This window comes from Achromobacter sp. GD03932 (genome assembly GCF_029839485.1).
In the GTDB taxonomy this organism is placed as follows: Bacteria; Pseudomonadota; Gammaproteobacteria; order Burkholderiales; family Burkholderiaceae_B; genus Achromobacter; species Achromobacter bronchisepticus_A.
Genome location: NZ_JAOCAT010000004.1, coordinates 80,743 through 105,789 on the forward strand (window position 1 = coordinate 80,743; position 25,047 = coordinate 105,789).

General features: G+C 68.3%; 20 protein-coding genes and 1 riboswitch. Of the genes, 13 read left to right on the forward strand and 7 right to left on the reverse strand.

All coding sequences use genetic code 11. The features are described from left to right. Positions 1–46: 46 nt before the first annotated feature. A riboswitch (TPP riboswitch) is annotated at positions 47–153 on the reverse strand. A gap of 174 nt (positions 154–327) precedes the next feature. Then, complete coding sequence (locus N5C88_RS05150; RefSeq protein ID WP_059374215.1) at positions 328–1,608, forward strand: LLM class flavin-dependent oxidoreductase; 1,281 nt, start codon at positions 328–330, stop codon at positions 1,606–1,608. A 47-nt stretch (positions 1,609–1,655) separates the two neighbouring features. Here N5C88_RS05150 and N5C88_RS05155 read toward each other — a convergent pair whose 3' ends face one another. Genes N5C88_RS05155 through N5C88_RS05170 form a run of 4 tightly spaced genes read right to left on the reverse strand, consistent with a single transcriptional unit; the run spans position 1,656 to position 5,479 of the window. Continuing rightward, the gene (locus tag N5C88_RS05155) at positions 1,656–1,865 is read right to left on the reverse strand and encodes a hypothetical protein (RefSeq protein ID WP_118933015.1); all 210 of its coding nucleotides are present in this window, start codon (positions 1,863–1,865) and stop codon (positions 1,656–1,658) included. 11 nt (positions 1,866–1,876) lie between these two features. Then, the gene (locus N5C88_RS05160) at positions 1,877–3,778 is read right to left on the reverse strand and encodes an alpha/beta fold hydrolase (protein WP_280014873.1); all 1,902 of its coding nucleotides are present in this window, start codon (positions 3,776–3,778) and stop codon (positions 1,877–1,879) included. Next, the gene (locus N5C88_RS05165) at positions 3,775–4,809 is read right to left on the reverse strand and encodes a DUF4105 domain-containing protein (RefSeq protein ID WP_280014874.1); all 1,035 of its coding nucleotides are present in this window, start codon (positions 4,807–4,809) and stop codon (positions 3,775–3,777) included. The genes N5C88_RS05160 and N5C88_RS05165 overlap by 4 nt, the downstream gene beginning before the upstream one ends. Then, positions 4,796–5,479 carry a MarC family NAAT transporter gene (locus N5C88_RS05170; RefSeq protein WP_280014875.1) on the reverse strand — a complete coding sequence of 228 codons (684 nt, stop codon included), beginning with the start codon at positions 5,477–5,479 and terminating at the stop codon, positions 4,796–4,798. Before N5C88_RS05170 ends, N5C88_RS05165 begins: the two co-directional genes overlap by 14 nt. Before the next feature lie 150 nt (positions 5,480–5,629). On the opposite strand from N5C88_RS05170, the gene N5C88_RS05175 reads away from it, so the two are divergent. Next, positions 5,630–6,268, forward strand: a complete 639-nt coding sequence (locus N5C88_RS05175; protein WP_059374210.1) for a TetR/AcrR family transcriptional regulator — start codon at positions 5,630–5,632, stop codon at positions 6,266–6,268. On the opposite strand, the gene N5C88_RS05180 is transcribed toward N5C88_RS05175, so the two are convergent. Continuing rightward, entirely contained in the window at positions 6,229–7,494 is a 1,266-nt protein-coding gene (locus N5C88_RS05180) for an MFS transporter (RefSeq protein ID WP_280014877.1), read from the reverse strand. The genes N5C88_RS05175 and N5C88_RS05180 overlap by 40 nt on opposite strands. 104 nt (positions 7,495–7,598) lie before the next feature. Between N5C88_RS05180 and N5C88_RS05185 the strand changes: the two genes are divergently transcribed. From N5C88_RS05185 to N5C88_RS05230, 10 genes are all read left to right on the forward strand, one after another. After that, a complete protein-coding gene (locus tag N5C88_RS05185; RefSeq protein WP_280014878.1) occupies positions 7,599–8,552 on the forward strand; it encodes a LysR family transcriptional regulator in 954 nt (317 codons plus the stop codon). A gap of 118 nt (positions 8,553–8,670) precedes the next feature. Further along, complete coding sequence (gene hutG / locus N5C88_RS05190) at positions 8,671–9,474, forward strand: N-formylglutamate deformylase (protein WP_118933010.1); 804 nt, start codon at positions 8,671–8,673, stop codon at positions 9,472–9,474. Positions 9,475–9,647: 173 nt separating this feature from the next. Beyond that, the gene (locus N5C88_RS05195) at positions 9,648–10,829 is read left to right on the forward strand and encodes an ABC transporter substrate-binding protein (RefSeq protein WP_118933009.1); all 1,182 of its coding nucleotides are present in this window, start codon (positions 9,648–9,650) and stop codon (positions 10,827–10,829) included. 84 nt (positions 10,830–10,913) lie between these two features. After that, on the forward strand, positions 10,914–11,771 hold the full coding sequence (locus tag N5C88_RS05200) for a branched-chain amino acid ABC transporter permease (RefSeq protein ID WP_059374206.1): 858 nt from the start codon (positions 10,914–10,916) through the stop codon (positions 11,769–11,771). Next, on the forward strand, positions 11,768–12,784 hold the full coding sequence (locus tag N5C88_RS05205; protein WP_280014879.1) for a branched-chain amino acid ABC transporter permease: 1,017 nt from the start codon (positions 11,768–11,770) through the stop codon (positions 12,782–12,784). The genes N5C88_RS05200 and N5C88_RS05205 overlap by 4 nt, the downstream gene beginning before the upstream one ends. After that, positions 12,781–13,536 (forward strand): ABC transporter ATP-binding protein, encoded by a 756-nt coding sequence (locus N5C88_RS05210; RefSeq protein ID WP_118933007.1) that lies wholly within the window; start codon positions 12,781–12,783, stop codon positions 13,534–13,536. The genes N5C88_RS05205 and N5C88_RS05210 overlap by 4 nt, the downstream gene beginning before the upstream one ends. Beyond that, positions 13,533–14,240, forward strand: coding sequence for an ABC transporter ATP-binding protein (locus tag N5C88_RS05215; protein ID WP_280014880.1), 708 nt, complete (start codon positions 13,533–13,535; stop codon positions 14,238–14,240). Before N5C88_RS05210 ends, N5C88_RS05215 begins: the two co-directional genes overlap by 4 nt. After that, positions 14,237–15,475, forward strand: coding sequence for a thiolase family protein (locus N5C88_RS05220; RefSeq protein WP_280014881.1), 1,239 nt, complete (start codon positions 14,237–14,239; stop codon positions 15,473–15,475). The genes N5C88_RS05215 and N5C88_RS05220 overlap by 4 nt, the downstream gene beginning before the upstream one ends. Before the next feature lie 29 nt (positions 15,476–15,504). Further along, positions 15,505–17,034, forward strand: coding sequence for an AMP-binding protein (locus tag N5C88_RS05225; protein WP_118933004.1), 1,530 nt, complete (start codon positions 15,505–15,507; stop codon positions 17,032–17,034). After that, positions 17,031–17,759, forward strand: coding sequence for a GntR family transcriptional regulator (locus tag N5C88_RS05230; protein ID WP_059374200.1), 729 nt, complete (start codon positions 17,031–17,033; stop codon positions 17,757–17,759). Before N5C88_RS05225 ends, N5C88_RS05230 begins: the two co-directional genes overlap by 4 nt. Before the next feature lie 15 nt (positions 17,760–17,774). Here N5C88_RS05230 and N5C88_RS05235 read toward each other — a convergent pair whose 3' ends face one another. Next, a complete protein-coding gene (locus N5C88_RS05235; protein WP_059374199.1) occupies positions 17,775–18,743 on the reverse strand; it encodes a LysR substrate-binding domain-containing protein in 969 nt (322 codons plus the stop codon). Between the two features lie 92 nt (positions 18,744–18,835). Here N5C88_RS05235 and N5C88_RS05240 point away from each other — a divergent pair, with 92 nt between their 5' ends. Then, positions 18,836–22,447 (forward strand): ABC transporter ATP-binding protein, encoded by a 3,612-nt coding sequence (locus tag N5C88_RS05240; protein WP_280014882.1) that lies wholly within the window; start codon positions 18,836–18,838, stop codon positions 22,445–22,447. Here N5C88_RS05240 and N5C88_RS05245 read toward each other — a convergent pair. Next, on the reverse strand, positions 22,419–25,001 hold the full coding sequence (locus N5C88_RS05245; protein ID WP_280014883.1) for a penicillin G acylase: 2,583 nt from the start codon (positions 24,999–25,001) through the stop codon (positions 22,419–22,421). The two genes, N5C88_RS05240 and N5C88_RS05245, sit on opposite strands and share 29 nt — an antisense overlap. Positions 25,002–25,047 lie beyond the last annotated feature (46 nt).

Below are 25,047 nucleotides of genomic sequence, written 5' to 3' on the forward strand. Positions count from 1 at the left end.
CTGGTACGCAGGCCGCAAGATGAATGAAAGTCTAGGGAGGGCGCGCGGACTGCGCGATGTCCTTCCCTTCGCCGGCATTACCCGGATCAGGTTCAAAGGGTTACCGCGATGTCGCGGAATCTCAGCCCTTGCAGGGCTCCCCCAGGAATTGCCGCAAGATTAGGAGAGCGGCACGCCAATGTCAACGCGCCGGGCGCGGACGCCCGCCAGCGGCTTTTGTGCTAAGTTCGCCCGCGTGCGGCGGCCGTTTTCCTGTCCGCCGCTGCAATCGTAGAGCCTGACCATGCCTATCGCGCCTTTTACCGCCCCTGTCCGGGCCGGATCGCCATGCTGCATCTGAACCTGTTCATTTTCGGCTGCGGCCACCACCGCGCCGCCTGGCGCCATCCGGACTCGGCCGCCGAGCGGCTGGGCGACATCGCCTATTACGAAGAACTGGCGCGCACCGCCGAACGCGGCAAGCTGGACGCCATCTTCTTTGCCGATGGGCAATCGGTCGACAACATCGGCGACGGCCCGCGCTGGCACCTGGAACCGCTGACCGCCATGGCCGCGATCGCGCGCGCCACCTCCCGCATCGGCCTGATCAGTACGGTCTCCAGCACCTTCTTCACGCCCTTTCACGCGGCCCGCATGGTGGCCTCGCTGGACCATATTTCGGGCGGTCGGATGGGCTGGAACGTAGTCACGTCCATGTTCGACGCGGAAGCGCGCAATCATGGCTACGAGTCCATGCCGGGGCATGACTGGCGCTATGCGCGCGCCGAGGAATTCGTCGACGTCGCCTTGAAGCTGTTTGACTCGTGGGACGCGGATGCCCTGGCCATCGACCGCGCCGGCGACTACGGCGTGCCCGCGCGCGTGCACAAGATCGGCCATCACGGCGAGCATTTCCTGGTGGATGGCCCCCTGACGGTGCCGCGTCCGCCGCAAGGCCGCCCGGTGCTGTTCCAGGCCGGCGCCTCGGACCAGGGGCGCGATCTGGCCGCCCGGCGCGCCGAAGCGATCTACGCCGTCGCCTACGACCTGCCCGCTGCGCAAGCCTACTACCGCGACATCAAGCGGCGCGTGCTGGCCGCCGGACGCCAGGATTTCGTACCGATCATGCCGGGCCTGGTCACCTACGTGGGTTCAACCGAGGCCGAGGCCCGGGCCAAGCAGCGCGAGCTCGACGTGTTGCTGCCCAGCGACGCTTCGCTGCGCCAGCTGGGCATGTTCGTGCTGCAGGACTGCTCCGCCTGGGAGCTGGACGCGCCCGTGCCGGCTCTGCCGCCCCTGGCGGAATTCACCGGCCCCAAGGGCCGCTACGCGACCATCCTGCGCATCATCGAAACCGAAAAGCCCACCGTGCGCCAGTTGCTCGGACGGCTGGCGGCCGGCGGCGGCCACTGCACCATGGTGGGCACGCCCGAACAGATCGCCGACCGGATGGAGCATTGGTACCGCAACGAAGGCGCCGATGGCTTCAATCTGATGCCGCCTTCCCTGCCCGGGGGGATCGATGATTTCGTCGAGCACGTGATTCCGGTGCTGCAACGCCGGGGCTTGTTCCGCACCGAGTACCAACACAGCACGCTGCGCGGGCACCTGGGACTGGGATCCCGATAGGCCGGCGCGGCCGTCCCCGGCGGGCCATCTCGGCGCGCCGCTCAGGGTTATCCGGCTTGCGTGACAGGCGGCCGGCCGCGCTTGGCCTTCGCGGCATCGCGCGCCGCCGCCTCGACGATCAGGGCTTGGCGTTTGCGCAGGACGGCCTGACGCCTGGCCGCCGCGCGCGTCGCGATCCAGTCATAGAGCAGCACGCCCGGCTGGCGCAATAACGCCGCGATCAAGATACCAGCGGCAGCGCCCAGCAGGCCGAACAATAACCCGTGCATCAGCGCGCCCCCTGTTCCAGCTGCAGCCGCAAAATGCGCCTGAGCTCCAGGATCGCCTGCGGCGTCTCCTGCACGCTATGCGAGAAGTCGATGATCTTCTCGGATTCGGCCCCGTCCAGATGCGCGCTGCGGTACGGGACCAGGCCGTCATCCGAATCCGCCAGCGGGATGCCGGGCGTGTTGTTCGCGATGATGCTGTGGTAACGCACCGCCGGCGAAATCGGCATGGACGCGGTCAGTCTCACAAATTGGTCCTTTTCGCTCAGGTTGTCCACGCCATTGGATATCCGGATCGAGGATTCGCGGGCCGGCCCATCGCCGTCGGCCAGCCTGTTGAGCTTGGCGAACTGCCTGACTACGGTCACGGGCAGCGTGATCAGGTTGGACAGCCAACGCGACAAAGTGTTCTCGGCAAAGGGCGTGCCCCGGTGCGGCGCCGCGATGAACACCGCGCGTGAAATACCGGGAAACGCCTCGAAGCTCAACACCGGATCGAATTCGGCGCGCGCCTGGGCCAGGCGGGCATCGTCCAGCTTGGCGTGGTCGCGCAGCGCATCCCACAGCACGGTGCCGGAGGAGGATACCAGCAACCGGCTCAATACGCCGCCCATGCTGTGCCCGATGATGACGGCGTCGCGCGAAGCCTGCGCCGCGCCCATGGGATCGAAATGCCCGATCGTCTGGCGCAGCGCGTCGCGGATGGCGCGGTTGTTCAGCGCCAGCGGCGCGTTGGTCGGGTAATAAACCTGCCAGATCTGGTAATTCTGGCGCAGGGTTTCGTCGCCCAGCACTTCGTTGGCGACGTTGATCCAGGCCTCGGGGCTGCTGGCCAGGCCGTGCAGCATGACGACCGTGCGCCGGTCCGGGTCGTAGGGCTGCAACAGATAGACGTGCGGCGCGTCGATGCCCTCTTCATTGCCCAGCACGTTGCGCAGCGCCTGGGTGGCGAAGCCCGAGCGCGCCAGCCACAAGCCGTAGCCGGAGGTGAAGTTGGCGGCCAGCGGCACCGTCGTGCCGGCCAGTTCCACCGTGTCCCGCTTGTAGGGGTCGTAGGCTGCCAGGGTCGCGTTTTGCGTGGCCATGACCTGTTCCAGCGTATCGCCGGGAAAGCCCATGATGACGGTCACGGCGGGAAACGGCGTTTCGCTGTACGGCGTCTTGAAGGTGTCGGCATCGTTCACGCGGCGCGCCGTGACCGCCACCAGTTCGGCGCCGAAGCCGTCGCGCCGGTACATGCTGCGCAGCCCGCGGAAGGTCAAGTTCGCCGCGGGCACCAGTTCGTGCGGAAACTGCTTGCCGCCGGGCAGTTTGACGTCGGACATCTCGCCCACCACCTGCCAGGGCCCCGCCGCCATGCTGGCCCCGGGCTCCGGCGGACGGCCGCGATGCTGCTCGAACAGGCGCGTGACGGCCTGTTGCACCGCGTAGTTGTAATAGTCGCGCACCTGCGTCTGGCGGTCCTCGAAGGCGCGGTCGCTGGGCGAGCGCTGCGTGAAGAACAGATAGGCGTAGGCGGCCCGCGCCGTCTGCAGATAGGCGTCCAGCAGCTCGTCCTGGCCGGCCTGGCTGTCGGGGCGCTGTTTTTCCGTGGCCAGCGCCTCCATCAGCCAGACTTCGGACAGCGTGGAGAGGCGCCGTTCGCTGTCCAGTCCATCCATGGTGGCAAGCGCATGGGTGCAGGCGTCGCGGTCCTTGCGGCATTCCTGCGCGTTCAGGCCCAGCACGGCCATGGACTCGCGCGCGGACGCGCTCAGCTGGCCGGTGGTGAGCACGTCGCCGCGGCGCTGGGCGATGTAATCCTGGGTGCTGACAGACGATACCTTGACGCCTGCGCAGCCGGCGCACGCCAGCAGGGCCAAGATCGCGCAGCCCTTCGCGCCGGCCGTCCAGATTCCACTCATTGCGCGGCCCCGGCGGCGGGCGGTTGGCGGATGGCGCGCGAGAACTCAACCGGATCCGGACCGGGCAAGGCGGGCTTGCCGAGGTAGGCTTGTTCGCGCAACTGGGCCAGAGGCTTGCTGGTATCCAGCCCCCCTTGTTCGTAGAGGTATTCCGGCAGGTAGCCCGACAGGAGGATGCGGTAGTCCATTGGCAGGCCCGGCACGATGGCGCGCACCATGCTGTAGACCAGCGTCGTGCAGTTGGCCGTCACCGTGTGATAGAAGCGCGGCGCGTCGGCCAGCTCGTTGGCGGTACGCACATAGGACAGGAACAGTTCACGCATGGCGGCCACGGGCATGTCGACGGGATACAGGTACACGCGTTCGGCGCGCGGCCCGGCTCGCACGTAGAGGATGTCGCGCTCCTGCGCTGCGATCACGCTCAGTTCGAACTGCTTGAAGAAGCCGCCGACCTCGGAAAACTGTTCGCCGCGCTCCTTGCGGATCTCGACCGAGAACACGACGTGGCGGCCGTCGGTGAAGCCGAAGGAGACCAGCGTATGGGCGATGGCCGGGCTGCCCCAGTACGACAGGACCATGTCTACGGAAACCAGCTCGTTCAGGTTGTATTGCTGGCTTTCCCAGCGCGCCGTGTAGCGCGTGTCGGTATCGGCCTGCCAATCGAAATTGCGCACGCTGTCCAAGGTGACGATGGATCCGGAGACGCTGCCGCGCAGCGTGCGCGCCACGTCGTCGGCCCAGATGCGGTCGTTGGACGGGGCCAGTGTCTGCCACCAGACGCATAGCGCGGCCATGCCGACCAGCCAGGTCCAGGCGGCGCGCCGCGCGCGCCCGCGCCACAGCGCGATGGCCGCGTACAGGCACAACCCGGCCCAGGCCAGCGCCGCCGCGCCTTGCACTACCGCGCCGCCCGGCAAGCGGTAGGCCAGGGCCAGGCCGCCCCACAGCGCGGACAGAATGAGAACAAGGCTGAAGATGACGCGCCCGGCAATCGCCAGGCAGCCGCGCCGGGCCCGATTAGATGCCGCCATGCTGTTGCACGATTTCCAGAACGCCGTTGATCACGAACTGCACCGCCATGCACACGAGCAGGAAGCCCATGATGCGGGAGATGGCCTCCACCCCGCCCTGGCCGATCACGGCCACGATGCGGCCCGCCGACCGCAGGCAAATCCAGAACAACAGGCCAAGCAGGGAGAACACCAGGATGGGTGTCACCGCCATCACCCAGGGCGCATAGGTCTGCGTCACCGAGGCATCGAGGGTTGCCGCGCCGCTGATGATCATGGCGATGGAGCCCGGACCCGCCGTGCCCGGCATCGCCAGCGGCACGAAGGCGATGTTGGGCGTCTGCCGGTTGGCCTGGGCGTCAGCCACGTCGGCCTCGGAGGCGGTCGACGGCGCGGACGGGAACACCATGCTGAAGCCGATGCTGGCTACGATCAGCCCGCCCGCGATGCGCAGCCCCGGAACCGAAATGCCGAAGGTATGCATGATCCAGGCGCCGGCGTAGTAGGTGACCAGCATGATGCCAACCACGTAAAAGGCGGCCTGCGTGACCTGGCGTTCTCGCTCTTTATAGGGAATCTGCTGGCCCAGGGACAGCAGCAATGTCATGGAGGTCAGGGGGTTGGCCAGGGGCAGCATCAAGGCCAGCCCCAGGCTGACCAGTTTTCCCAATTGAACCAGGTCGTCGATCATGGTGATGAGCGCTGCAGGCGACGCCGTTGCGGCGGGTCACAGCTGCTTGAATGAAGTCAAGTGCGTAATGTACTATACATTACACATTTTTAGCCAGGCACCCGCGTGGCGCTAGAGAGTCCGCGACCGACACGCGGCCATGGGAATGAAGTGAACACGATTCCAGACGATACGGCGCCGCGCGCGCTGACCAGCCGGGGCGAGGCGCGCCGCGAGCGCCTGCTCGAAGCCGCGACACAGTCACTGCTGGAGCACGGCTACGCGCAAACCTCCATCCAGAGCATCGTGCGGCAGGCCGGCGGATCGGCGGCCACCGCCTACCAGTTGTTCGGCAACAAGGAGGGGTTGCTGGTCGCGGTGCTGGAGCATGAATTGAACGACATGCGCGCGACGGTATTCCCGGACACCATGCTGGACCAGCCCGTCGGCCCCGCCCTGCACGAGCTGTCGCGACGCCTCTTGAACTACTCCCTGCTACCCAAATCGGCCGCGCTCTACCGCCTGATCGTCTCGGAATCGCATCGCCTGCCGCACCTGGCCGAATCCCTGCGGCTGGCGGTGGAAGTACAGCTGCATGCGCCCCTGGAACAGTGCCTGAAACGGGCATGCGATCGCGGAGAACTGCGCATCGACGATCCGCGCCAGGCGGCGCGCACCCTGGGCAACCTGATCGACGGCATCGCGTCGCACGCGCGGCTGACCGGCGGCCGCGCCGAAGGCCCGAACGAAGAGCATCTGGCTACCTGCCGCTACGGCGTGGACACCCTGTTGCGCGCCTTTCGCGCGTAGCCGCCGCGCCACTCGCCCCACCCTGCCCGCGCCAGCATCAACGCCGGCCACAGCATGCAGGCCGCGGCCAGCCACAGATTGGTCCGCAGCCCCAGCGCGTCCACGCTGGGCACGCCCAGCAGCGAACCTGCCGCGATGCCCAGGTTGAACACCGCGACGAACAGCGAGGTGGCGGCTTCCACGGCATCCGGCGCGGCCTTCATCATCCAGGTTTGCAGCGACACCGACACCGCGCCATAGGCCAAGCCCCACAGCAAGAGCAAGGCCGCGGCGGCCGGGCGCAGTTGCCCCAGTACGCCCAGCAGCAGCAAGACCACCAGCAGGCTGAGCGCGATCAGCAGCAGCGTCGCGGCCGGCCGCCTGGCGGCCGCGGCCCCGCCCAGGAAGTTGCCCGCCACGCCTGCCGCGCCGTAGGCGAAAAGCAGCGGTCCGATCCAGTTCTGGCCGAACGCCGCGTGGATCTGCAGCAGCGGACGAACGAAGGTGTAGGCCATGAAATGGCCCGCGACCAGGAACAGCGTGATCAGGAGACCCCGCCGCAAGCTCGGATTGGCCAATTGCGACACCAGTTGGCGCGGACGCAGCGTGCGCGCCGCGGGCAACGGCGGCAGGCTGAGCAGATTCAGCAGCAGCACGGCCGCGCACAGCGCCGCCATGGCGCCGAAGGCCGCGCGCCAGCCGGCCAGTTCGCCGATGAAGGCGCCCAGGGGCACGCCCAGCACGGACGCCACCGCGACGCCGCCGAAAATGACGGACGTGGCCAATCCCACCGAGCCCGGCCCGACCAGCCGGCCCGCCAGTCCGCCAGCGATCGCCCAGACGCCGCCGATGCAAAAGCCCACCAGCACCCGCGCCGCCAGGAACCAAGGCATGCTGGGCGCCCAGGCGCTGGCCGCGTTGGCGCAGACCAGCAACGCCAGCAGACCGCCAAGGATCACGCGGCGGTCCGCCCCCTTTGCGCCGATGACGACCAGCGGCGCGAACAGCGCCGCCAGGATGGCGGGCACGAACAGCATGAAGCCGCCCATGCCCACCGAAACGTCCAGCGCCGCGGTGATGGGCACGAACAGCCCGACCGGCAGCATTTCGGTCGTGACCACGCAAAAGGTCGCCAGGCCCACGGCGATCACGCCCAGCCACGCGCGCCAGCCGGCGCGCTCGGGCATGGGTTCGGTACACGAAGCGCCAGCGAAGGCGTGGTCTTCAGGGGAAATGCCGCGGGTCATGATCAGGGGTTCCAATAAGGCCCTTGCCGGGCCGACCCCTAGGCAGTCTACTGTTTCCATTTCGCTGATAAAGTAGGAATATCAATAAACACAAGGGACGAATCGTGCGCAATTCATCCTACCCGGCCGCCCGGTTGGATCACATCGGCGACCTGCTCGCATTCGTGCGCGTGGCTGACACGCAGAGCTTTACCGCCGCGGCCGAAAAGCTTGGCCTGTCGCGTTCGGCCGTCGGCAAGTGCATCGCGCGCCTGGAACTGGGCCTGGGCGCCCGGCTGCTCCATCGCAGCACGCGCAGCGTCAGCCTCAGCGATGAGGGCCGCGTCTTCTACGAACACGCGCAGCGCATCCTGTCCGAGGTCGACAACGCCACCGACGCCATGGCCAGCCGCAAGCAGGCGCCGCGCGGCCGGCTGCGCATCGACCTGCCGGTATCGCTGGGGCGGCTGCACATCATGCCGCTGCTGCGCGAGTACCTGCGCGATTGGCCCGAAGTCGAGGCGGACGTCAGCTTTTCGGATGACTACATCGACCTGGTGCGCGACGGCGTGGACGTCGCCATCCGCATCGGCGGCGAAACCGACAGCCGGCTGGTGCGCCGCGTGCTGGCGCCGCACCGCCTGATCACCTGCGCCGCCCCCGGCTACCTGGACCGCCATGGCGTGCCGGCCAGCCCGGACGACCTGGCCGGCCACCACACCCTGGCCTACACCCATGCCGGCGCGCTGGTCCCCTGGCGCTTTGCCGTCAACGGCCAGGAACGCAGCGTGCATGTCGCTGGACGCCTGCGGCTGGGCAACACCGAAGCGCTGCGCGACGCCGCGCTGGCGGGCGAAGGCATCGTCCAATTGGGCGCCTTCCTGGTGGGCGAGGACTTGCGCGCCGGCCGGCTCGCGCCGGTGCTGGAATCCGTAGCTCCACCTGGCGCGCCGGTGTGCGCGGTCTATCCGCACCGCCGCCATCTGGCGCCCAAGGTGCGCGTCCTGATCGACGCCATCGCCGACAGATGGCGCGGCGGCGCGCCGTGGGCCGGCGACGCCGCGCCGCCGCGGCCTTAGGCATGCGCCCGATCCACTATGATTGCCGGCATTGCCCCGCCGGGCGCAATACCGGATACCCAGGGACGCTGCCAGGCATGCCCTTGCCTGCGCCCCGCCATTTCCCCCGGAGTTTTACTTGAGCGATATCTACCAATTCAGCCGCGGCACGGCGCCGCTGCTGATCTCCATTCCCCACCTGGGCAGCATGATCCCCGACGCGCAGCGCGCGCAGATGACGCCGCTGGGGCTGCAGTCGGGCGACACCGACTGGCACCTGGACACGCTGTACAAGTTCGCCGAGACGCTGGGCGCGTCCGTCATTGGCGCGCGCTATTCGCGCTACGTGGTGGACCTGAACCGTCCGCCCAACGATGAAAGCCTGTATCCCGGCCAGACCAAGACCGGTCTGTGCCCGACCCAGACTTTCCGCGGCGACGCCCTCTACCGCAACGCGGCCGTCCTGACCGACGCGGAACGCGAGCACCGGCTGCAGACCTACTGGAAGCCCTACCACGCCAAGCTGTGCGAGGAAATCGACCGCATCAAGGCCGAGCACGGCACCGTGCTGCTGTGGGAAGCGCACTCGATCGCCAGCGTGCTGCCGCGCCTGTTCGAAGGCAAGCTGCCCGACCTGAACATCGGCACCGCCGACGGCGCGGCCTGCGCGCCCGACATCCTGGCGCCAGTCGAAGAGCGGCTGCGCGAAAACACCGCCTACACCTGGGCGGTGAACGGCCGCTTCAAGGGCGGCTACATCACACGCCACTACGGCAAGCCCGCCGACAACGTTCACGCCATCCAGCTGGAAATGTGCCAGTCCACCTACATGGACGAAACGCATCCCTACGGCTATCGGCCCGAGCTGGCGGACAAGGTCATTCCGCTGGTCGAAGGCATGGTGCAGTCGGCGCTGGAGCAGACCAAGGCGCGCCAGCGCTGACCGCAAGCCGGCCTCCACCCCAAACCGCCCCAGGCGCTAGCCGCCTCGGGGCGGTTTTTTTGTCTGGGCGCTCGGGTATTCCCCAATTTTTCACATCACAGTCCAAAACGTAGTATTTCAACTGAGCTACGTAAAACATTACGAGCCATAATGAAAAATACGTGGAGACAAAAATGAAGACATGGAGTCACGCCGCCTGCGGCGCGCTGGCGCTGTGCGCCCTGTATGCGACAGGGGCGCGCGCCGCCGATCCCGACACGTTCAAGATCGGCGGCGTGGTCTCGCTGTCGGGGACCTACGGCATCTTTGGCGAAGACATGCGCAAGGGCGTCACCATCGCCATCGAGCAGCGCGGCGGCAAGGTGCTGGGCAAGCCCATCCAGGTCACCTGGGAAGACGATGAAACCAAGCCGCAGCCCGCGGTACAGAAAACCACCCGCCTGATCTCCGATGGATCGCAGATGATCTTCGGCGCGGTCAGCTCGGCCAGCACGCTGGCCATCATGAACATCGCCAAGCAGCGCAAGATTCCCCATCTGGTCACCATGTCGGCCGACGACAAGATCACGGTGCCGGGCGGCTCGCGCTACACCTTCCGCACCTCCAACACGCTGGGCATGGAGCAGCGCATGGCGCTGGCCTACTCCAAGGAGCAGAAGCTCAAGCGCATCTACGGCGTGACGGCCGACTACCAGGCCACGCGCGACAGCTGGGACTGGTACCGGCGCGAAGCCGAGAAGGCCGGCATCGAGATCGTGGGCGCCGACTTCCCGCCGCTGGGCAACCGCGACTATTCCTCAATCGCCGACAAGATCGCTCGCTCCAACGCCGACGGCGTGGCGCTGTTCATGACGGGCTCGGACGCCGTCACCATGGTCAAGCAGGCCGGCCAGATCGAACTCGGCAAGACGCGCAAGATCTTCGGTCCGGTGATCGCCGACGAGACCATGGCAGCCGGCGTCGGCCCCACCGCGGTCGGCGTGCAATCGGGCGTGAGATATCACTTCACCGTCGAGAACGACGCCAACAAGGCCTTCGTCGAGGCTTTCCGCAAGAAATACAACGAGTTCCCCTCGGCCGCCGCAGGCGAAGCCTACGACGGCATGAGCTGGTGGCTGGACGTGGTCGACAAGACCGGCACCTGGGACAAGGAAAAGTGGGTCGAGGCGTTTGCCGCCAGCGAACGCGCCAACTCCGTGGAAGGCAAGAAGACCATGCGCGCCTGTGACCACCAGGCCATGCAGAACGGCCTGTGGGGCGTGGTGGCCACGGGCAAGCCGCCGCAGCCGGCCTACGTCATGGACATCGTCAAGGTGTTCCCGCCGGATCAGGTTTTCGAACCCTGCGCGGGCTGAAGCCACCGCGTCACGCACCCGCCGGTCCCCGCGGACCGGCTCTCCCCCCGGCGCGCCCTGCGCGCCGCCTGACGGATTTCTGCCATGTCCACCGTGATCATCGGCCTGAGCCTGGGAATGCTGCTATTCCTGCTGGCGTCCGGCCTTACGCTTATCTTCGGCATGCTGGGCGTCATCAACTTCGCCCATGGCGCGCTGTACATGCTGGGCGCCTACCTGGCCTTCGACATCCAGTTGCGCACCGGTTCCTTCATCGCCGGGCTGGTCGTGGCAACGGTGGGCGTCGGCCTCGTCGGCGTGGCGATGGAAAGGCTGGCCCTGCGGCCGCTGTACAACCGTCCGCACTTCTATCAGCTGATCCTGACCTTCGGCTTCATCCTCGTCATCAGCGAGGCCGTGAAGTTCGTCTGGGGCCTGGGCTACCAGGAAACGCCGATGCCGGCGCTGCTGGCGGGCACGGTCGAGCTGGCCGGCAGCACCATCCCGGTCTACCGCCTGTTCGTCATCGCCTTCGGCCTGCTGGTGTCCGCCGCGCTGTTCTTCGTGCTGGAGAAAAGCACCTTCGGCATGCTGGTGCGCGCCGCCAGCAGCGACGGCGAAATGGTGCGCATCCTGGGCCTGCCGGCCGCCACCATCCGCAGCGCGGTGTTCGGCGTGGGCGCGGCGCTGGCCGGGCTGGCCGGCGCCATCTCCGCGCCGCTGTTTCCGATCGAGCTGGGCATGGCCACCAACACCATCATCGACTGCTTCATCGTGGTGATCCTGGGCGGGCTGGGCAACATCCGCGGCGTGGTCGCGGCGTCGCTGCTGATCGGCATGGTGCGCGCGGTGGGCTACACCTTCATGCCCAGCTGGGTCGACATCCTGACGTTCGCCATGCTGATCGCCACCCTGCTCACCCGTCCGCAAGGACTGTTCTCCCGCCAAGCGAGGCTGGCATGACGACTTCCCGCCAAGATGCCGCCATCGCGGCAGGCATGGCCGCCGCGGTGATCGCGGTGCCCTTCTGCACGCAAAACGACTTTCTGTTGAACCTGACCATCCTGATCATGGTGTGGTCCATCTTCGCCGTGGGTTTCGACCTGGTGTTCGGTCTGCTGGGCATGGTGTCCTTCGGCCACGCCGCCTTCCTGGGCACGGGCGGCTACGCGCTGGCGCTGGCGACCCAGCGCTACGGCCTGCCGTTCGAGGCGGGGCTGGCGCTCGCCATCGTGGCGGGCGCGGCCTGCGCCTGGATCTTCAGCGTGTTCGCGCTGCGGGTCTCGGGGATCTTCTTTGCGCTGGTCACGCTGGCGCTGTCGCAGCTCATGTACATCCTGGCCGACAGCAAGCTGCGCGAATGGACCGGCGGCGCGGACGGCCTGCCCGGCATCGGCCGGCCGGAACTCGCCGGCATCGACTTCTTCGATACCGTGAACTTCTATTGGTATGTCGCCGCCGTGTTCGCCCTGGTGATGGCGCTGATGGCGATGCTGCGCGCTTCGCCCTTCGGCCGCGCGGTCGCGGGCGTGCGCCAGAACGAGATCCGCGCCGCCCAGCTGGGCTACAACGTGCAGCGCCTGAAGCAGATCACCTTCCTCGTGTCGGGCGCCGTCGGCGGCCTGGCGGGCGGACTGCTGGCCGCGGTGCTGATGTACATGAATCCGCAGATGCTGCATTGGACCACCTCCGGCGACGTCATCATCATGACCCTGCTGGGCGGCGCCGGCACGCTGTGGGGGCCGGTGGCCGGCGTGCTGCTGTTCGAAGCCCTGAAGGAATGGCTCAGCGGCTGGACGCCCTATTGGTACGGCATCCTGGGCCTGGTCTTCATTCTGGCCACGCTGTACTTCCCGCAAGGGGTGCTGGGCGCGCTGCAGGCACGCTGGAGCCGCAAGCGCCCCCCGGCGTCCGCCCCCGCCAGTCCATCCGCGCCGGCCGTGCCGCTGGCCCCGCGCGAAGGGAGCCCGTCATGAGCGACATCGCCCTGCAATGCGAACAGGTCAGCGTCACCTTCGGCGCGCTGCGCGCCATCGAGGACTTCAGCTACGCCTTCGAAACCGGCCGCGTCTACGGCCTGATCGGCCCCAACGGCGCGGGCAAGACCACCCTGCTCAACGTGCTGTCCGGCAACCTGCCCGGGCATGGCGGGCGCATCCTGTGCCACGGCGCGGACATCTCGCGCCTGCGGGCCCATGAGCGCGCCAGGCACGGCATCGGCCGCAGCTTCCAGATCACCAAGATCTTTCCTGAAATGACGGTGCTGGAGAACCTGCGCATCGCCGCGCAGATCAGCCACTCCCATCTGCTGCCGTTCTGGCTGGCGCCACGCTACGACCGCCGCCTGGCGTCCACCATCGACGCCATGCTGGAGCTGACCGACCTGACGGCCTGGCGCGACACCGTGGCGGGCACCTTGTCGTATGGCTTGCAACGGGCGCTGGAACTGGGCCTGACCCTGCTGCCCGATCCGCGCATCCTGCTGCTGGACGAACCGCTGGCCGGCGTCGGCCACCACGAAATCGCCGCCGCCAACCGCCTGATCCGCCATGCGGCCGCCGGCCGCACGGTACTGCTGATCGAACACAACATGGACGTGATCATGACGCTGTCGGAACACATCGTGGTGCTGTCCAACGGCCGCAAGGTCGCCGAGGGGCCGCCCGCCGCCATCCGCGACGACGCCACCGTGCGCGCCGTCTACCTGGGCGAAGAGGTGGCGGCATGATCGAACTGCAACATGCCAGCGTGCATTACGGCCAGGCGTTGGCGCTCAAGAACATAGGCTTGCGCGCGACCCAGGACGAAATCGTCGCCATCGTGGGGCGCAACGGCGCCGGCAAGTCCACCGTGCTCAAAACGCTGATCGGGCTGCTGCCCCTTTCGGCCGGCAACCGGCTGATCGGCGGCCAGGACGCCACGCGCCGCGCCGTCGAACAGATCAGCCGCGACGGCATCGCGCTGGTGCCTGACACCCGCCGCATCTTCCCCAACCTGACCGTGCGCGAAAACCTGCGCATGGGCGCGCTGGCGCACCAGCCCGGCTACTGGACGCAGGACCGCGTGCTGCGGGTCTTTCCCCGGCTGGGTGAACGCATAGGCTTCCATGGCGACCAGTTGTCCGGCGGCGAACAGCAGATGTTGTCGATCGCGCGCGCGCTGCTGGGTAATCCGCGCGTCCTGCTGCTGGACGAACCGACCGAGGGGTTGGCGCCGCGCATCGTCAACGAACTGATCGAAGTGTTCGCCGAAGTCCACCGCCAAGGCACCGGCATTGTGCTGGTCGAGCAGAACCTGAAGGTCCCCGCCCGCCTGGCGCACCGCCAGTACGTGCTGGACCACGGCGAAATCGCCTGGAGCGGATCGGCCACCGAAGTCGAGACCAACCGCCACATCATTGAATCCATCCTCACCACGGGCATCCAAGCATGAGCAACGACACCACCTACATCGCGGGCGTGGGCATCACCCGCTTCGACAAGCAGCCTGCCAAAAGCGTCAAGGACCTGGTGCGCGACGCCGTGACGCAGGCGTTGGCCGACGCGGGCTGCGACGCCGCCGACCTGCAGGCAGCGTACTTCGCCACCGCTGGCCAGGGTTCCATCGAAGGCCAATACATGGTGGCGGGCCAGGTCGCGCTGAAGGCCATGGGCATTGCCGGCATCCCCGTCACCAACGTGGAGAACGCCTGCGCCAGCTCCAGCACCGCGTTGAACGCGGCGCACCTGTACGTGGCCTCGGGTGCGGGCGACATCTGCCTGGCCGTGGGCGTGGACAAGCTGTTTTCCGAGGACAAGGCGAAGAGCTTCGCCGTGTTCGACGGCGCCTGGGACGTGCACGACGCACAAGCGCAGATGGCGCGCCTGATGGCGCTGGCGCCCGACGTGACGCCCCCGCCCGGCTTCGAAGAGCCTGGCAAGCGCAGCGTATTCATGGACATCTACGCCAGCCTGGCGCGGCTGCACATGAAGACTTTCGGCACCACCCAGCGCCAGCTCGCCGCCGTGGCCGCCAAGAACCACATGCATTCCACCTGCAATCCGCTGGCCCAGTTCCAGTACCCCATGACGATAGACGAGGCCCTGGCCGCCCGTCCCGTGTCCTGGCCGCTGACCTTGCCCATGTGCGCGCCCATCAGCGACGGCGCGGCCGCCGCCATCGTCTGCAACGCCCAGGGCCTGAAGCGCCTGCAACACGCCCGCGCCGTGCGCCTGTACGCCAGCGTGCTGCGCACCGCCACGGACCGCCCGGCCGACCGCTACGACCAACACCTGTGCCACCTGGCCGCGCTCGAAGCCTATGAACGCGCGGGGGTCGGCCCGCAGGACATGTCGCTGGCGGAAGTGCACGACGCCACGGCATTTGCCGAGATCCAGCAGACCGAGGCGCTGGGCTTCTGCGCCTTCGGCGAAGGCGGACCGATGGCCGAATCCGGCGCCACCAGCCTGGGCGGCCGCATCCCCATCAACGTATCCGGCGGCCTGCTGTCGCGCGGCCACCCCATCGGCGCGACCGGGCTGGCGCAGGTCCATGAAATGGTGATCCAGCTGCGCGGCGAAGCCGGCGCCCGCCAGGTCGAAGGCGCGCGCTTCGCCATCGCCGAGAACGGCGGCGGCTTCAACGGCGTGGAAGAGGCAGTGACCTGCATCACCCTGCTTGGCCGCTGATCCACGCCCCCATCAACCCAGAAACCGCCATGCATCTCAGCTCTCTCTTTCACCGCAGCGCCACCACCTATGCCGACCAGCCGGCGCTGGCCGCTGGCACCCGCGATCCCCTCAGCTACGCCCAGCTCCAGGCCCGGGTGCAGGCGCTGGCCGGCTGGCTGCGCGGCCCGCTGGGCCTGGCGCCCGGCCAGCGCGTCATGCTGGCGCTGCGCAACCACCCCAGCTATATCGAATCGATGCTGGCCATCTGGCACGCCGGCCTGTGCGCCGTGCCGGTCAACGCCAAGCTGCATCCCAACGAACTCGAATACATCCTGCGCGACTGCGATGCGCGCCTGTGCCTGTCGCAAGGCGAATTGCTGCAGGCGCTGGCGCCCGTCGCTCGCAGCCTGCCCGCGACGCGCGTGGTGGACGTGGAATCGGCCGACTACGCGGCCGGCGCCCTGGGTCCCCGGCTGCCCCTGGAAACGCGTCCGCCGCAGGACCTGGCCTGGCTGTTCTATACCAGCGGCACCACCGGCAAGCCCAAGGGCGTCATGCTCAGCCACGCCAACCTGTTCGGCATGTGCCTGAACTTCTATGCCGACGTGCAGTCGGTACAGCCTGGCGACGCCATGGTCCACGTGGCGCCGCTGTCGCATGGCGGCGGCCTCTACAGCATTCCGTACTGGCTGCACGGCGCCTTGCAGATCGTGCCGGACAGCGGCGGCCTGGACGAAGACGAACTATCAGGGCTGCTGACGCACTACCGCAATGTCAGCCTGTTCGCCTCGCCCACCATCGTGCAGCGCATGGTGCGCCACGCCCGCCTGGCGGGCGGCGCGCCCCCCGGTCTGCGCACGCTGATCGTGGGCGGCGCGCCCTTCTACATCGAGGACATCAAGGACGCGGTGGCCTGCTACGGCGCGCGCGTGGCGCAGATCTACGGACAGGGTGAAAGCCCCATGTCGATCTCGGCCCTGTCCGCGACCCAGATTGCCGACGCAGTAGCTCGCAACGATGACGCGCTGCTGGGTTCGGTGGGATACATCCAGTCGGCCATGGACGTCGAAATCCGCGAGGCATCCGGCCGGCCCGCAGCCCCTGGCGAATTGGGCGAAGTCGTCGTCAGCGGACCAACGGTCATGCAGGGCTACTGGAACAATCCGCGCGCCACCACCGACACGCTGGCCGGCGGCTGGCTGCACACGGGCGATATCGGCATCCTGGACGAGCGCGGCCTGCTGCACCTGAAAGACCGCTCCAAGGACGTCATCATCAGCGGCGGCACCAACATCTATCCGCGCGAGGTCGAAGAGGCGCTGATGCGCCACGATGCCGTGCAGGAAGTCTCGGTGGTCGGCAGCCCCGACCCCGAATGGGGCGAGTCGGTGCTGGCCTTCGTGGTGTTGAAGCCCGGCGCCCAGGCCTCGGACAGGGACCTGGACCGGCTGTGCCTGGAATCCATCGCGCGCTTCAAGCGCCCCAAGCGCTATGTCTTTCTGGATGAATTGCCGAAAAACAGCACCGGCAAAGTGTTAAAACGCGAACTTCAACAACGCGCGCTTCCGACTCCATGACCCAAGCTTTCCCCCTCTTTGGCCGCACCGCTGTCAGCCAGACCGAAAAGGCCTATTGCGCCCTGGAGGAAATGATCGTCACCGGCGAACTGCCGCCCGGCAGCCAGTGGTCGGAAACCACCCTGAGCGAACGCGTCGGGATCGGCCGCTCGCCGGTGCGCGACGCCCTGCAGAAGCTGGCGTTCCAGCGCCTGGTGGAAATCGCCCCGCGCCAAGGCATCTTCATCTCCGAGATCGACTACCAAGGCCAGTTGAAGATCATCCAGGCGCGCCGCGAGATCGAACGGCTGATCGTGGCGCAGGCGGCGCAGTGGGCCGACGACGGCGAGCGCGCCGAACTGGCGCGCCTGGCCCGGGAGCTCGAAGACCTGAAGGCGGTCAACGACATGCGCATGTACATGCGCCTGCATTTCAGCCTGACCAGCCAGATCGGCGTCGCCTCGCGCAACAGCTACGCGGCCGAGTTCCACGCCATGCTGCAGACGCTGGCGCGGCGCTTCCTGTACTTCCACCAGAAGCGCCACCCGGACCTGGTGCAGATCTGCGAGCTGCACATCCAGCAGATCAACGCCATCGTGGAGGGGTCGGTCGAACGCGCCATCGCCACGGCGGAGGCGCGCAACGACTATGCCGAAAACCTCGCGCGCAACATCCTGATGGAGCTGATCGTCACCTCGGCGGTCACCATCAGCTCTCCGCCGCGCGGGCGGGGCGGCGCGGACTGACGCCCGGACGCGGGCTCAACGCCCCGCGTCCGCCAGGTTCTGCCAGGCGCCGGTGCTGCGCCCTTCTTCCGCCAGGAACTCCACCAGCGTCGGCAAGGCGGCGTCCATCGGCCGGTTGGCCTGGATCCGCATCACGTAGCCCCAGGAGCCTGCCATGCGCAGCTGCGGCACCAGGGGTACCAGCCGGCCGCTGGCCAGTTCCTCGTCGATCAGCGGCGCGCGGCCCAGCGCGATGCCGACGCCGGCGGCCGCGGCCGCGGCGACCGTGCTCAGGCCGCTCAGCACCATGGGCTCCTGCCAGTCCGATTCGGCCAGTCCCAGGCGCGGGCTCCAGGTGCGCCAGTCGGTCTCGGGGCTGTCCACGTGCTTTTCCTCCAGCCAGCGATGGCGCAGGAACACGGCGGGATCGCCGCGCTCGGCCGGATCGACCAGGGACGGACTGCAAACCGGCACCACCGTTTCGGTCATGAGCGGAATGTCGCCGGGTTCCGCGATATGCGGCCCCATGGCGCGCACGTGCAGGAACGCCAGGTCTATGTCCTGGCTTTTCCAGGCCGGGTCCTGGCTGGCGTGCAGGTACACCTGGATGTCGATGCCGGGGTGCAGCTCGATGAAACGTCCGATGCGCGGCGCCAGCCACATGGCGGCCAGCGACGGGTTGGCGGAAACGTTCAGGGTATTGCGCCGTTTGCCGCGGGCCGAGGCCCGCACGTTGCGGCAGGCGGTCTCCAACAGGGTCAAGGCCTGTTGCACCGACGCCAGCAGATCCGCGCCCGCCGCGGTGGTTTCGGCGCGGCGTACCGTGCCGCCACGGCGCAGCAGCGCCACCCCCAGATCCGCCTCCAGCGCCCGCAGCTGATGGCTGACGGCGCTTTTGGTGACGTGGAGTTCGGCGGCGGCGCGGCTCAGGCTGCCCAGGCGGGCGACGGCCTCGAAGGCGCGCAAGGCCGCCAGGGGCGGCGTGTGGTTGGGGAGATCGGCCATGGGTCAAGTCTAGCTCAACCCTAGATTGAAAAACTATCGCTTTCGCCGGGTCGCGGGATCGGGGACCATGCAAGCACTGAAAGGAGTTTGCTATGTATTTCGATTCGCGCCTCTGGCAGTTGACGGCGGGCCTGCGCGCCGGCATGGCGGGCGGCATCTGCCTGGGCCTGCTGGCCCTGGCCGCCGGCATCGCCCGCTACGTGTTCCTGGGCCAACTGCTGGCCCGCGTGTTCGACGGCGCCCCCTGGCAGGACTGGCTCGCCCCCGCGCTGTGGGCCGCCGCCATGGTGCTGCTGCGCGCCTTCCTGGACCACTGGCGCACCGTGCAGGCCAACCGCTGCGCCGCCACCGTGCAGCATGCGCTGCGCGCCCGGCTTTATGACCGCATCGTGAGCCTGGGCCCGGCCTGGTTCGCCAACCAGCGCACGGGCGGCGTGATGCTGACGGTGGTCGACGGGGTCGAGCAGTTGCAAGCCTTCTTCGGCCAATACCTGCCGCAAGTCGCGATCGCCGCCGCGGCGCCCTTCGCCATCTTCGCCGTGATCGCGTTCTGGGACGTGCCCACCGCGCTGGTGTTCCTGGCGGCCGCGCTGTTCGCGCTGTTCGGGCCGATGGCGGTGCACATGCTGGACCGCCGCGCCAGCCTGGCCCGCAGCAAGTCCCTGAACGATTTCGGCGAGGACTTCCTGGACGCCGTGCAGGGCCTGCCCACGCTGAAGTCCTATGGCCAGGGCAAGGCCTGGGGCCAGCGGCTGGCGGCCCGCGCCCGCAGCCTGTCGGACAACACCTTCTGGGTGCTGTCGGTCAGCCTCTTGACGCGCGGCATCAGCGACCTGGGCGTGGCCCTGGGCGCGGCGCTGGCGCTGACGCTGGGCGCCTGGCGCGTGGCCCACGGCGACATGAGCGTGGAGGCCCTGCTGATCGTGCTGATGGCCGGCACCGAGATCTTCCGCCCGCTGCGCGACCTGCGCTCGGTGCTGCACCGGGGCATGCTGGGCCAGTCGGCCGCCGCCAGCATCCATGCGTTGACGGACGCGCAGCCGCTGACGCCCGCGCCGGAGGCCGGCGGCAAGACGCCCGGCCGGCTCGCGCCCACCATCGAATTCGACAACGTGGCGTTTTCCTACACGCCCGAGCGCCGCGCCCACCAGGGCTTGAGCTTCCGCATCGCGGCGGGCGAACGGGTTGGCGTGGTCGGCCCCAGCGGCGCCGGCAAGTCCACCATCGTGCGCCTGCTGCTGCGCGAATGCGTGCCCCAGTCCGGCCGCATCCGCATCGGCGGCCATGACGTGAACGAACTCGACACGCAGGCGCTGCTGTCGCACATCGCGCTGGTGAGCCAGGACATCACGCTGTTCCACGGCACCATCGACGACAACCTGCGGCTGGGCCGCCCCGACGCGACCCACGAACAGGTGCGCGCCGCCGCCCGCGCCGCCAATATCGACGACTTCATCATGGCGCTGCCCGAGGGCTACGCCACCCGCATCGGCGAGCGCGGCCTGCAGCTGTCCGGCGGCCAGCGCCAGCGCGTGGCGATCGCCCGCGCGCTACTGCGCGACGCGCCCATCCTGATCCTGGACGAGGCGCTGTCGTCGGTGGACACCGAAAACGAGGCGCTGATCCAGCAGGCGCTGGACCGCTTGATGGCCGGCCGTACCACGCTGATCCTGGCGCACCGCCTGGCCAGCGTCATCGGCGCCGACCGCTGCCTGGTGCTGGACCAGGGCCGCGTCGCGGAAGAAGGCCCCCATGCGGAACTGATGCGGCAAGGCGGCCTGTACTACCGCCTGATGCACGAACAGGCGGCCGCGCACCGCAATCCGTCGGCGGGATCCGCCGCCCCGGCCGCCGCCGCCCCTGCGCAGACGACGGACCGCGATGATCCCGCTCAGGAATCCGGCGGACAAGGCCCGGCCCTGCGCGCGCTGGACGCGGACGCGGTGCAGGTCGGCTGGCGCGCCACGCTCGGCACCCTGCTTTCAGTGGTGCGGCCCTGGCGCGGCACGCTGACCGCCACGATCCTGCTGGGCGTGGCGCGGGTCGCGGCCTACATCGGCGTGGGCGTGTTCAGCGCGCTGATCGTCGCCGCCATCCGCGACGGCCGCGACTATTCGGCCCTGATCGCCGGCCTGCTGGTCGCAGCGCCCCTGGCCGCGCTGTTCCACTGGCTGGAGTCCTGGCTGGCCCACGCCATGGCGTACCAGCTGCTGGCCGACATGCGGGTCAAGCTCTACGACAAGCTGGAGCGCCTGGCGCCGGCCTACCTGTTGCAGCGCCGCTCCGGCGACCTGGTGGCACTGGCCACCCAGGACGTGGAAATGGTGGAGTACTTCTACGCCCACACCATCGCTCCCGCCATCGTCTCGGTGCTGGTGCCGCTGTCCGTGCTGGGTTTCCTGGGCGTCTACAGCTGGCCGGTGGCGCTGGCGCTGCTGCCCTTCCTGGCCTATGCGCTGGTGTCGCCGGTGCGCGGACGCCGCAAGGTCGACGCGCTGGGCGACAAGGCGCGCGAGGCGCTGGGCGAGATGAGCGCGCACACCACCGACACCATCCAGGGCCTGGCCGACCTGACCGCCTTCCAGGCCACCGGCCGCCGCCGCGATGAATTCCTGCGCGTGGCGGACCGCTACCGCACCCGCCGCCTGGACATCCTGGACGACCTGTCGCGCCAGACCGCGGGCTTTGAAATCGCGATGGGCCTGGGCGGCCTGGCGGTGGCCGTCGTGGGCGCGCTGCAGGTATCGGCCGGCGCGCTGTCGGCCGGCATGCTGCCCCTGTTGGTGCTGATCGCGCTGGCCACTTTCCTGCCCGTGTCCGAGATCTCGCAGGTCAGCCGGCAATTGGCGGACACCATCGCCGCCACCCGCCGTCTGCACGTGGTCGCCAACGAACCGGAACCGGTGACGGACGGACCGCTGCCGGCCCCCGTCTCCGCCCACGGCCTGTCGCTGGCCTTCGAGCACGTCAGCTTCGCTTATCCGGGCAAGAACGCGGACACCTTGCGCGACCTGAGCTTCAAGGTGCCGGCCGGCGCCACCGTGGCGGTGGTGGGCGCATCGGGCGCGGGCAAGAGCACGGTGGCCAGCCTGCTGCTGCGCTTCTGGGATCCGCGCGCGGGACAGGTCAAGCTCGATGGCGTGGACCTGCGCGAACTGCAGCTCGACGGCCTGCGCGAGCGCGTGGCGCTGGTGACGCAGGACACCTATCTGTTCAACGACACGCTGGAAGGCAACATCCGGCTGGCCCGGCCCGAAGCCAGCCCCGCGGACCTGGCGCGCGCGCTGGAGCAAGCTGCGCTGGCGGACTTCGTGCGCGCTCTGCCAGAGGGCCTGGCGACGCGCGTGGGTGAACGCGGCATGCAGTTGTCGGGCGGCCAGCGCCAGCGCATCTCGATTGCCCGCGCCTTCCTGAAGAACGCCCCCGTGCTGATCCTGGACGAAGCCACCTCGCACCTGGACACGCTATCGGAAATGCAGGTACGCGGCGCGCTGGACGTGCTGATGCGCCACCGCACCACGCTGGTCATCGCGCACCGCCTGTCGACGATACGCGATGCCGACCTGATCCTGGTGCTGGAACGCGGCACGCTGGCGGAGGCCGGCACGCACGACCAGTTGCTCAAGCGGCAAGGGGTCTATGCGCGCCTGGCCAGCCACCAGGGCGGCTACGCCGTCAATAGCGCAACGTCTCTACCGACTTAGCGTTGGCGCGCACTTCCGCGTCCGTGAACCAGACCCGCTTGTTGCCGAAGCTGGTGTACAGGTCGAACTGGTCGCGGGTGTGGGCCGACGGCGTGCCGTCCGGGGCGACGAAACCGCTCTGCCCCGGCGCCACCACGTCCACCGCGCGCACGCCCTGGCCGTCGAACACCGTCATGTTGTTCTCGGTGCCGCGGTTCTGCGTGGCCGGGAAGCTCAACGCCGCCTTGTCGTCCGCCTGCGGCACGCCCAGGAAGTTCTTGGGCGCGAACACCATGGGCGGCGCGGGTATGCGCCAGCTTGCCGGATCCTGGCCGTAGGCCTTCTGCAACGCCGCCAGCGCATCATCCAGCGCGGCCAGGCTCACGTCCTGCGGCCGCTGGCCGTTGAAGAAGTCGTACTTCTGCGGCACGCCCGAATCGCGGCCGGCCAGCGCGTTGAACAGCGCCTTCACCCCCACCGTCAAGTTGACCGATCCCGTGGCGGGTGCCGCCTGCGTCGGATAGCCGGTGGCGCTGTACCACTTGAAGAAGTCCGCGGGCATCTCGTCGGCCAGCGTGCGCTTGAGCATGGCGCGCAGCCAGGCGTCCATCACGGCAGGCCCCGCGTTGTCGTAATAGCCGGCCTGCTTGTCGCTCGTGCCCATGCCGTCCCAGGACGCCAGCCCCGCAACCAGCCTGGCTCGCGCATCGTCCGCCGGCAGCCCCTGCACCGCCTGCTGCAGGAACGGCAGGAAGTGGCGCCGGTTCACGTCGGCATAGCTGGTGGTGCGGATCAGGTCCCACATTTGCTGCGCGCTGACCTTGCCGCCATTGGCCGTCATGGCTTTCAGGCGGGTCTCGATCTCGGCGTAGCGGTCGGCCTGGCCCCACACGATGGCGAACAGGTCGGTGGACGGATAGCCGCGCATAGGCTGGTTGTTCCAGTTGGCGATGAAGCCTTGGCGCGGGTTGTAGACCTGAGGATTGGTCGAGAACGGCAGCATGCCGTCCCAGTCCATCTCGCCCGTGCCCGGCACGGGCAGGCGCGGATCGTGGCCCGGACGGCGCTTGGGATAGAAGCCCGTGTGCGCGTAGCCGATATTGCCCTTGTCGTCGGCGTAGTACCAATTGATGGTCAGCGCATGGCGCGCCGCCTGCTGCTTCCACTGGTCCCAATTGCGCGACTGCGCCTTGTGGGTCCAGGCCATCAGCGATTGCAGCTCAAAGCCTTCCCAGGCGCGCGCCTTGGCATAGGCCACGTGCTGCTTGTCATCGAACTTGGTGACGATGCCGTGCACCGTGCGGTACACGTCCATCACCACCGGCTGCCCATCCTTGACCTCGATGAGCTCGGTGCGCTTTTCCATCGTCTTCCAGACGCCGTCGTGGAAGTAGCGCGTGCGGTCGTTCGGATCGAGTTTTTCGGCGTAGATGTCCACGTCGTCGCCAAAGCCCGCGGTCGAGCCCCAGGTCACGTGCGCGTTGTGGCCGAACAGGATGCTGGGATAGGCGAACGGCGTGTTGCCAACCACGTCGAAGCCCGCGCCATGCAAGCCGATGCCGTAGGTGTAGGCGGGATTCCACCAGCCGAACTGCGGCCCGTTCAGCAGGATGGAACGGGCGTCCTTGGCATGGTCGCGGCCCACGATCCACATATTGCTGGTGGTCGGAAAACCGGCGATGCCGGGTTGCCCCGATTCCGCGAACTGCGCCAGCAGGCGCGCCGACGCGGCCGCGGGCGCCTCGTCCAGCACGCCGCGCGTCTGCGGATCGCGCGCCACGCGTTCCAGCATGGGCGGCGTGCCGTCGTAGCGCGGCAGCGCATAGGACAGCCTGGCGGAGGGCTTGGCGCCATCGGGCCGGTACACGCCCTCTTCCTCGGGCACGGTGGTCGGCGCGCGGCTGTCGGTCATCCAGCGCAGCTGATTGAAGATCTGCATGGCGCGCTCGTCGCCATGCTGGTCCTTCAGGGCGGTCAGCAGCGCCAGGTTGTCGATCTCGCTATTGGCATCGGAGAAGCGGTTGGCCATCGTGCCCACGAACACCATCGCCACGTCATAGGCCGTCCAGTCCGCGGGCTGGAAGCGCAGATCGTTGAACTCCTTCGGCATCAGGCTGCCGGGCTCGGCGCGCACCCGCGCGATCCAGGCGTTCATGCCGGCCGCATAGCCGTCCAGGATCTGGCGCTCGGATGCCGGCAGCGCGGCCAGTTGGCGCTGGATGCGCTCCGGCGAGAAATTGCCGCGGATGGATTTGTCGAACGCCACCATGGACTGGCCCAACACCTCGGCCACGCGGCCCTGGGTACTGCGCCGCGCCATTTCCATCTGGAACAGGCGGTCCTGCGCCACCGCATAGCCATAGCCGTAGAAAATGCCGTACACGGTGTTGGCGTAGACGTGCGGCATGCCATAGCCGTCGCGCCGTATCGTGACCTGGCCGCTGGCCGCGCCCGCCGGGCGCATCGCGGCCTGGGACTGCTTCTGCGCGTTCTGCTGGACTTCCTGGGCCTGGGCTTGAGCGCCCATGGCCGCGCAGGCCGCCAGGATGGCGGCCGACAACAAGTGCTGCTTCATTCGAATCTGTCTCCGTATTTGACGAGCCGCGCCGCGGTGCGAGTCC

Bases quoted from the DNA above. Each gene is read 5' to 3' on its own strand.
- N5C88_RS05150 (WP_059374215.1), top strand. From the start codon at position 328: ATGCTGCATCTGAACCTGTTCATTTTCGGCTGCGGCCACCACCGCGCC.
- N5C88_RS05160 (WP_280014873.1), bottom strand. From the start codon at position 3,778: ATGAGTGGAATCTGGACGGCCGGCGCGAAGGGCTGCGCGATCTTGGCC.
- N5C88_RS05165 (WP_280014874.1), bottom strand. From the start codon at position 4,809: ATGGCGGCATCTAATCGGGCCCGGCGCGGCTGCCTGGCGATTGCCGGG.
- N5C88_RS05170 (WP_280014875.1), bottom strand. From the start codon at position 5,479: ATGATCGACGACCTGGTTCAATTGGGAAAACTGGTCAGCCTGGGGCTG.
- N5C88_RS05180 (WP_280014877.1), bottom strand. From the start codon at position 7,494: ATGACCCGCGGCATTTCCCCTGAAGACCACGCCTTCGCTGGCGCTTCG.
- N5C88_RS05195 (WP_118933009.1), top strand. From the start codon at position 9,648: ATGAAGACATGGAGTCACGCCGCCTGCGGCGCGCTGGCGCTGTGCGCC.
- N5C88_RS05200 (WP_059374206.1), top strand. From the start codon at position 10,914: ATGTCCACCGTGATCATCGGCCTGAGCCTGGGAATGCTGCTATTCCTG.
- N5C88_RS05205 (WP_280014879.1), top strand. From the start codon at position 11,768: ATGACGACTTCCCGCCAAGATGCCGCCATCGCGGCAGGCATGGCCGCC.
- N5C88_RS05210 (WP_118933007.1), top strand. From the start codon at position 12,781: ATGAGCGACATCGCCCTGCAATGCGAACAGGTCAGCGTCACCTTCGGC.
- N5C88_RS05215 (WP_280014880.1), top strand. From the start codon at position 13,533: ATGATCGAACTGCAACATGCCAGCGTGCATTACGGCCAGGCGTTGGCG.
- N5C88_RS05220 (WP_280014881.1), top strand. From the start codon at position 14,237: ATGAGCAACGACACCACCTACATCGCGGGCGTGGGCATCACCCGCTTC.
- N5C88_RS05225 (WP_118933004.1), top strand. From the start codon at position 15,505: ATGCATCTCAGCTCTCTCTTTCACCGCAGCGCCACCACCTATGCCGAC.
- N5C88_RS05230 (WP_059374200.1), top strand. From the start codon at position 17,031: ATGACCCAAGCTTTCCCCCTCTTTGGCCGCACCGCTGTCAGCCAGACC.
- N5C88_RS05235 (WP_059374199.1), bottom strand. From the start codon at position 18,743: ATGGCCGATCTCCCCAACCACACGCCGCCCCTGGCGGCCTTGCGCGCC.
- N5C88_RS05240 (WP_280014882.1), top strand. From the start codon at position 18,836: ATGTATTTCGATTCGCGCCTCTGGCAGTTGACGGCGGGCCTGCGCGCC.
- N5C88_RS05245 (WP_280014883.1), bottom strand. From the start codon at position 25,001: ATGAAGCAGCACTTGTTGTCGGCCGCCATCCTGGCGGCCTGCGCGGCC.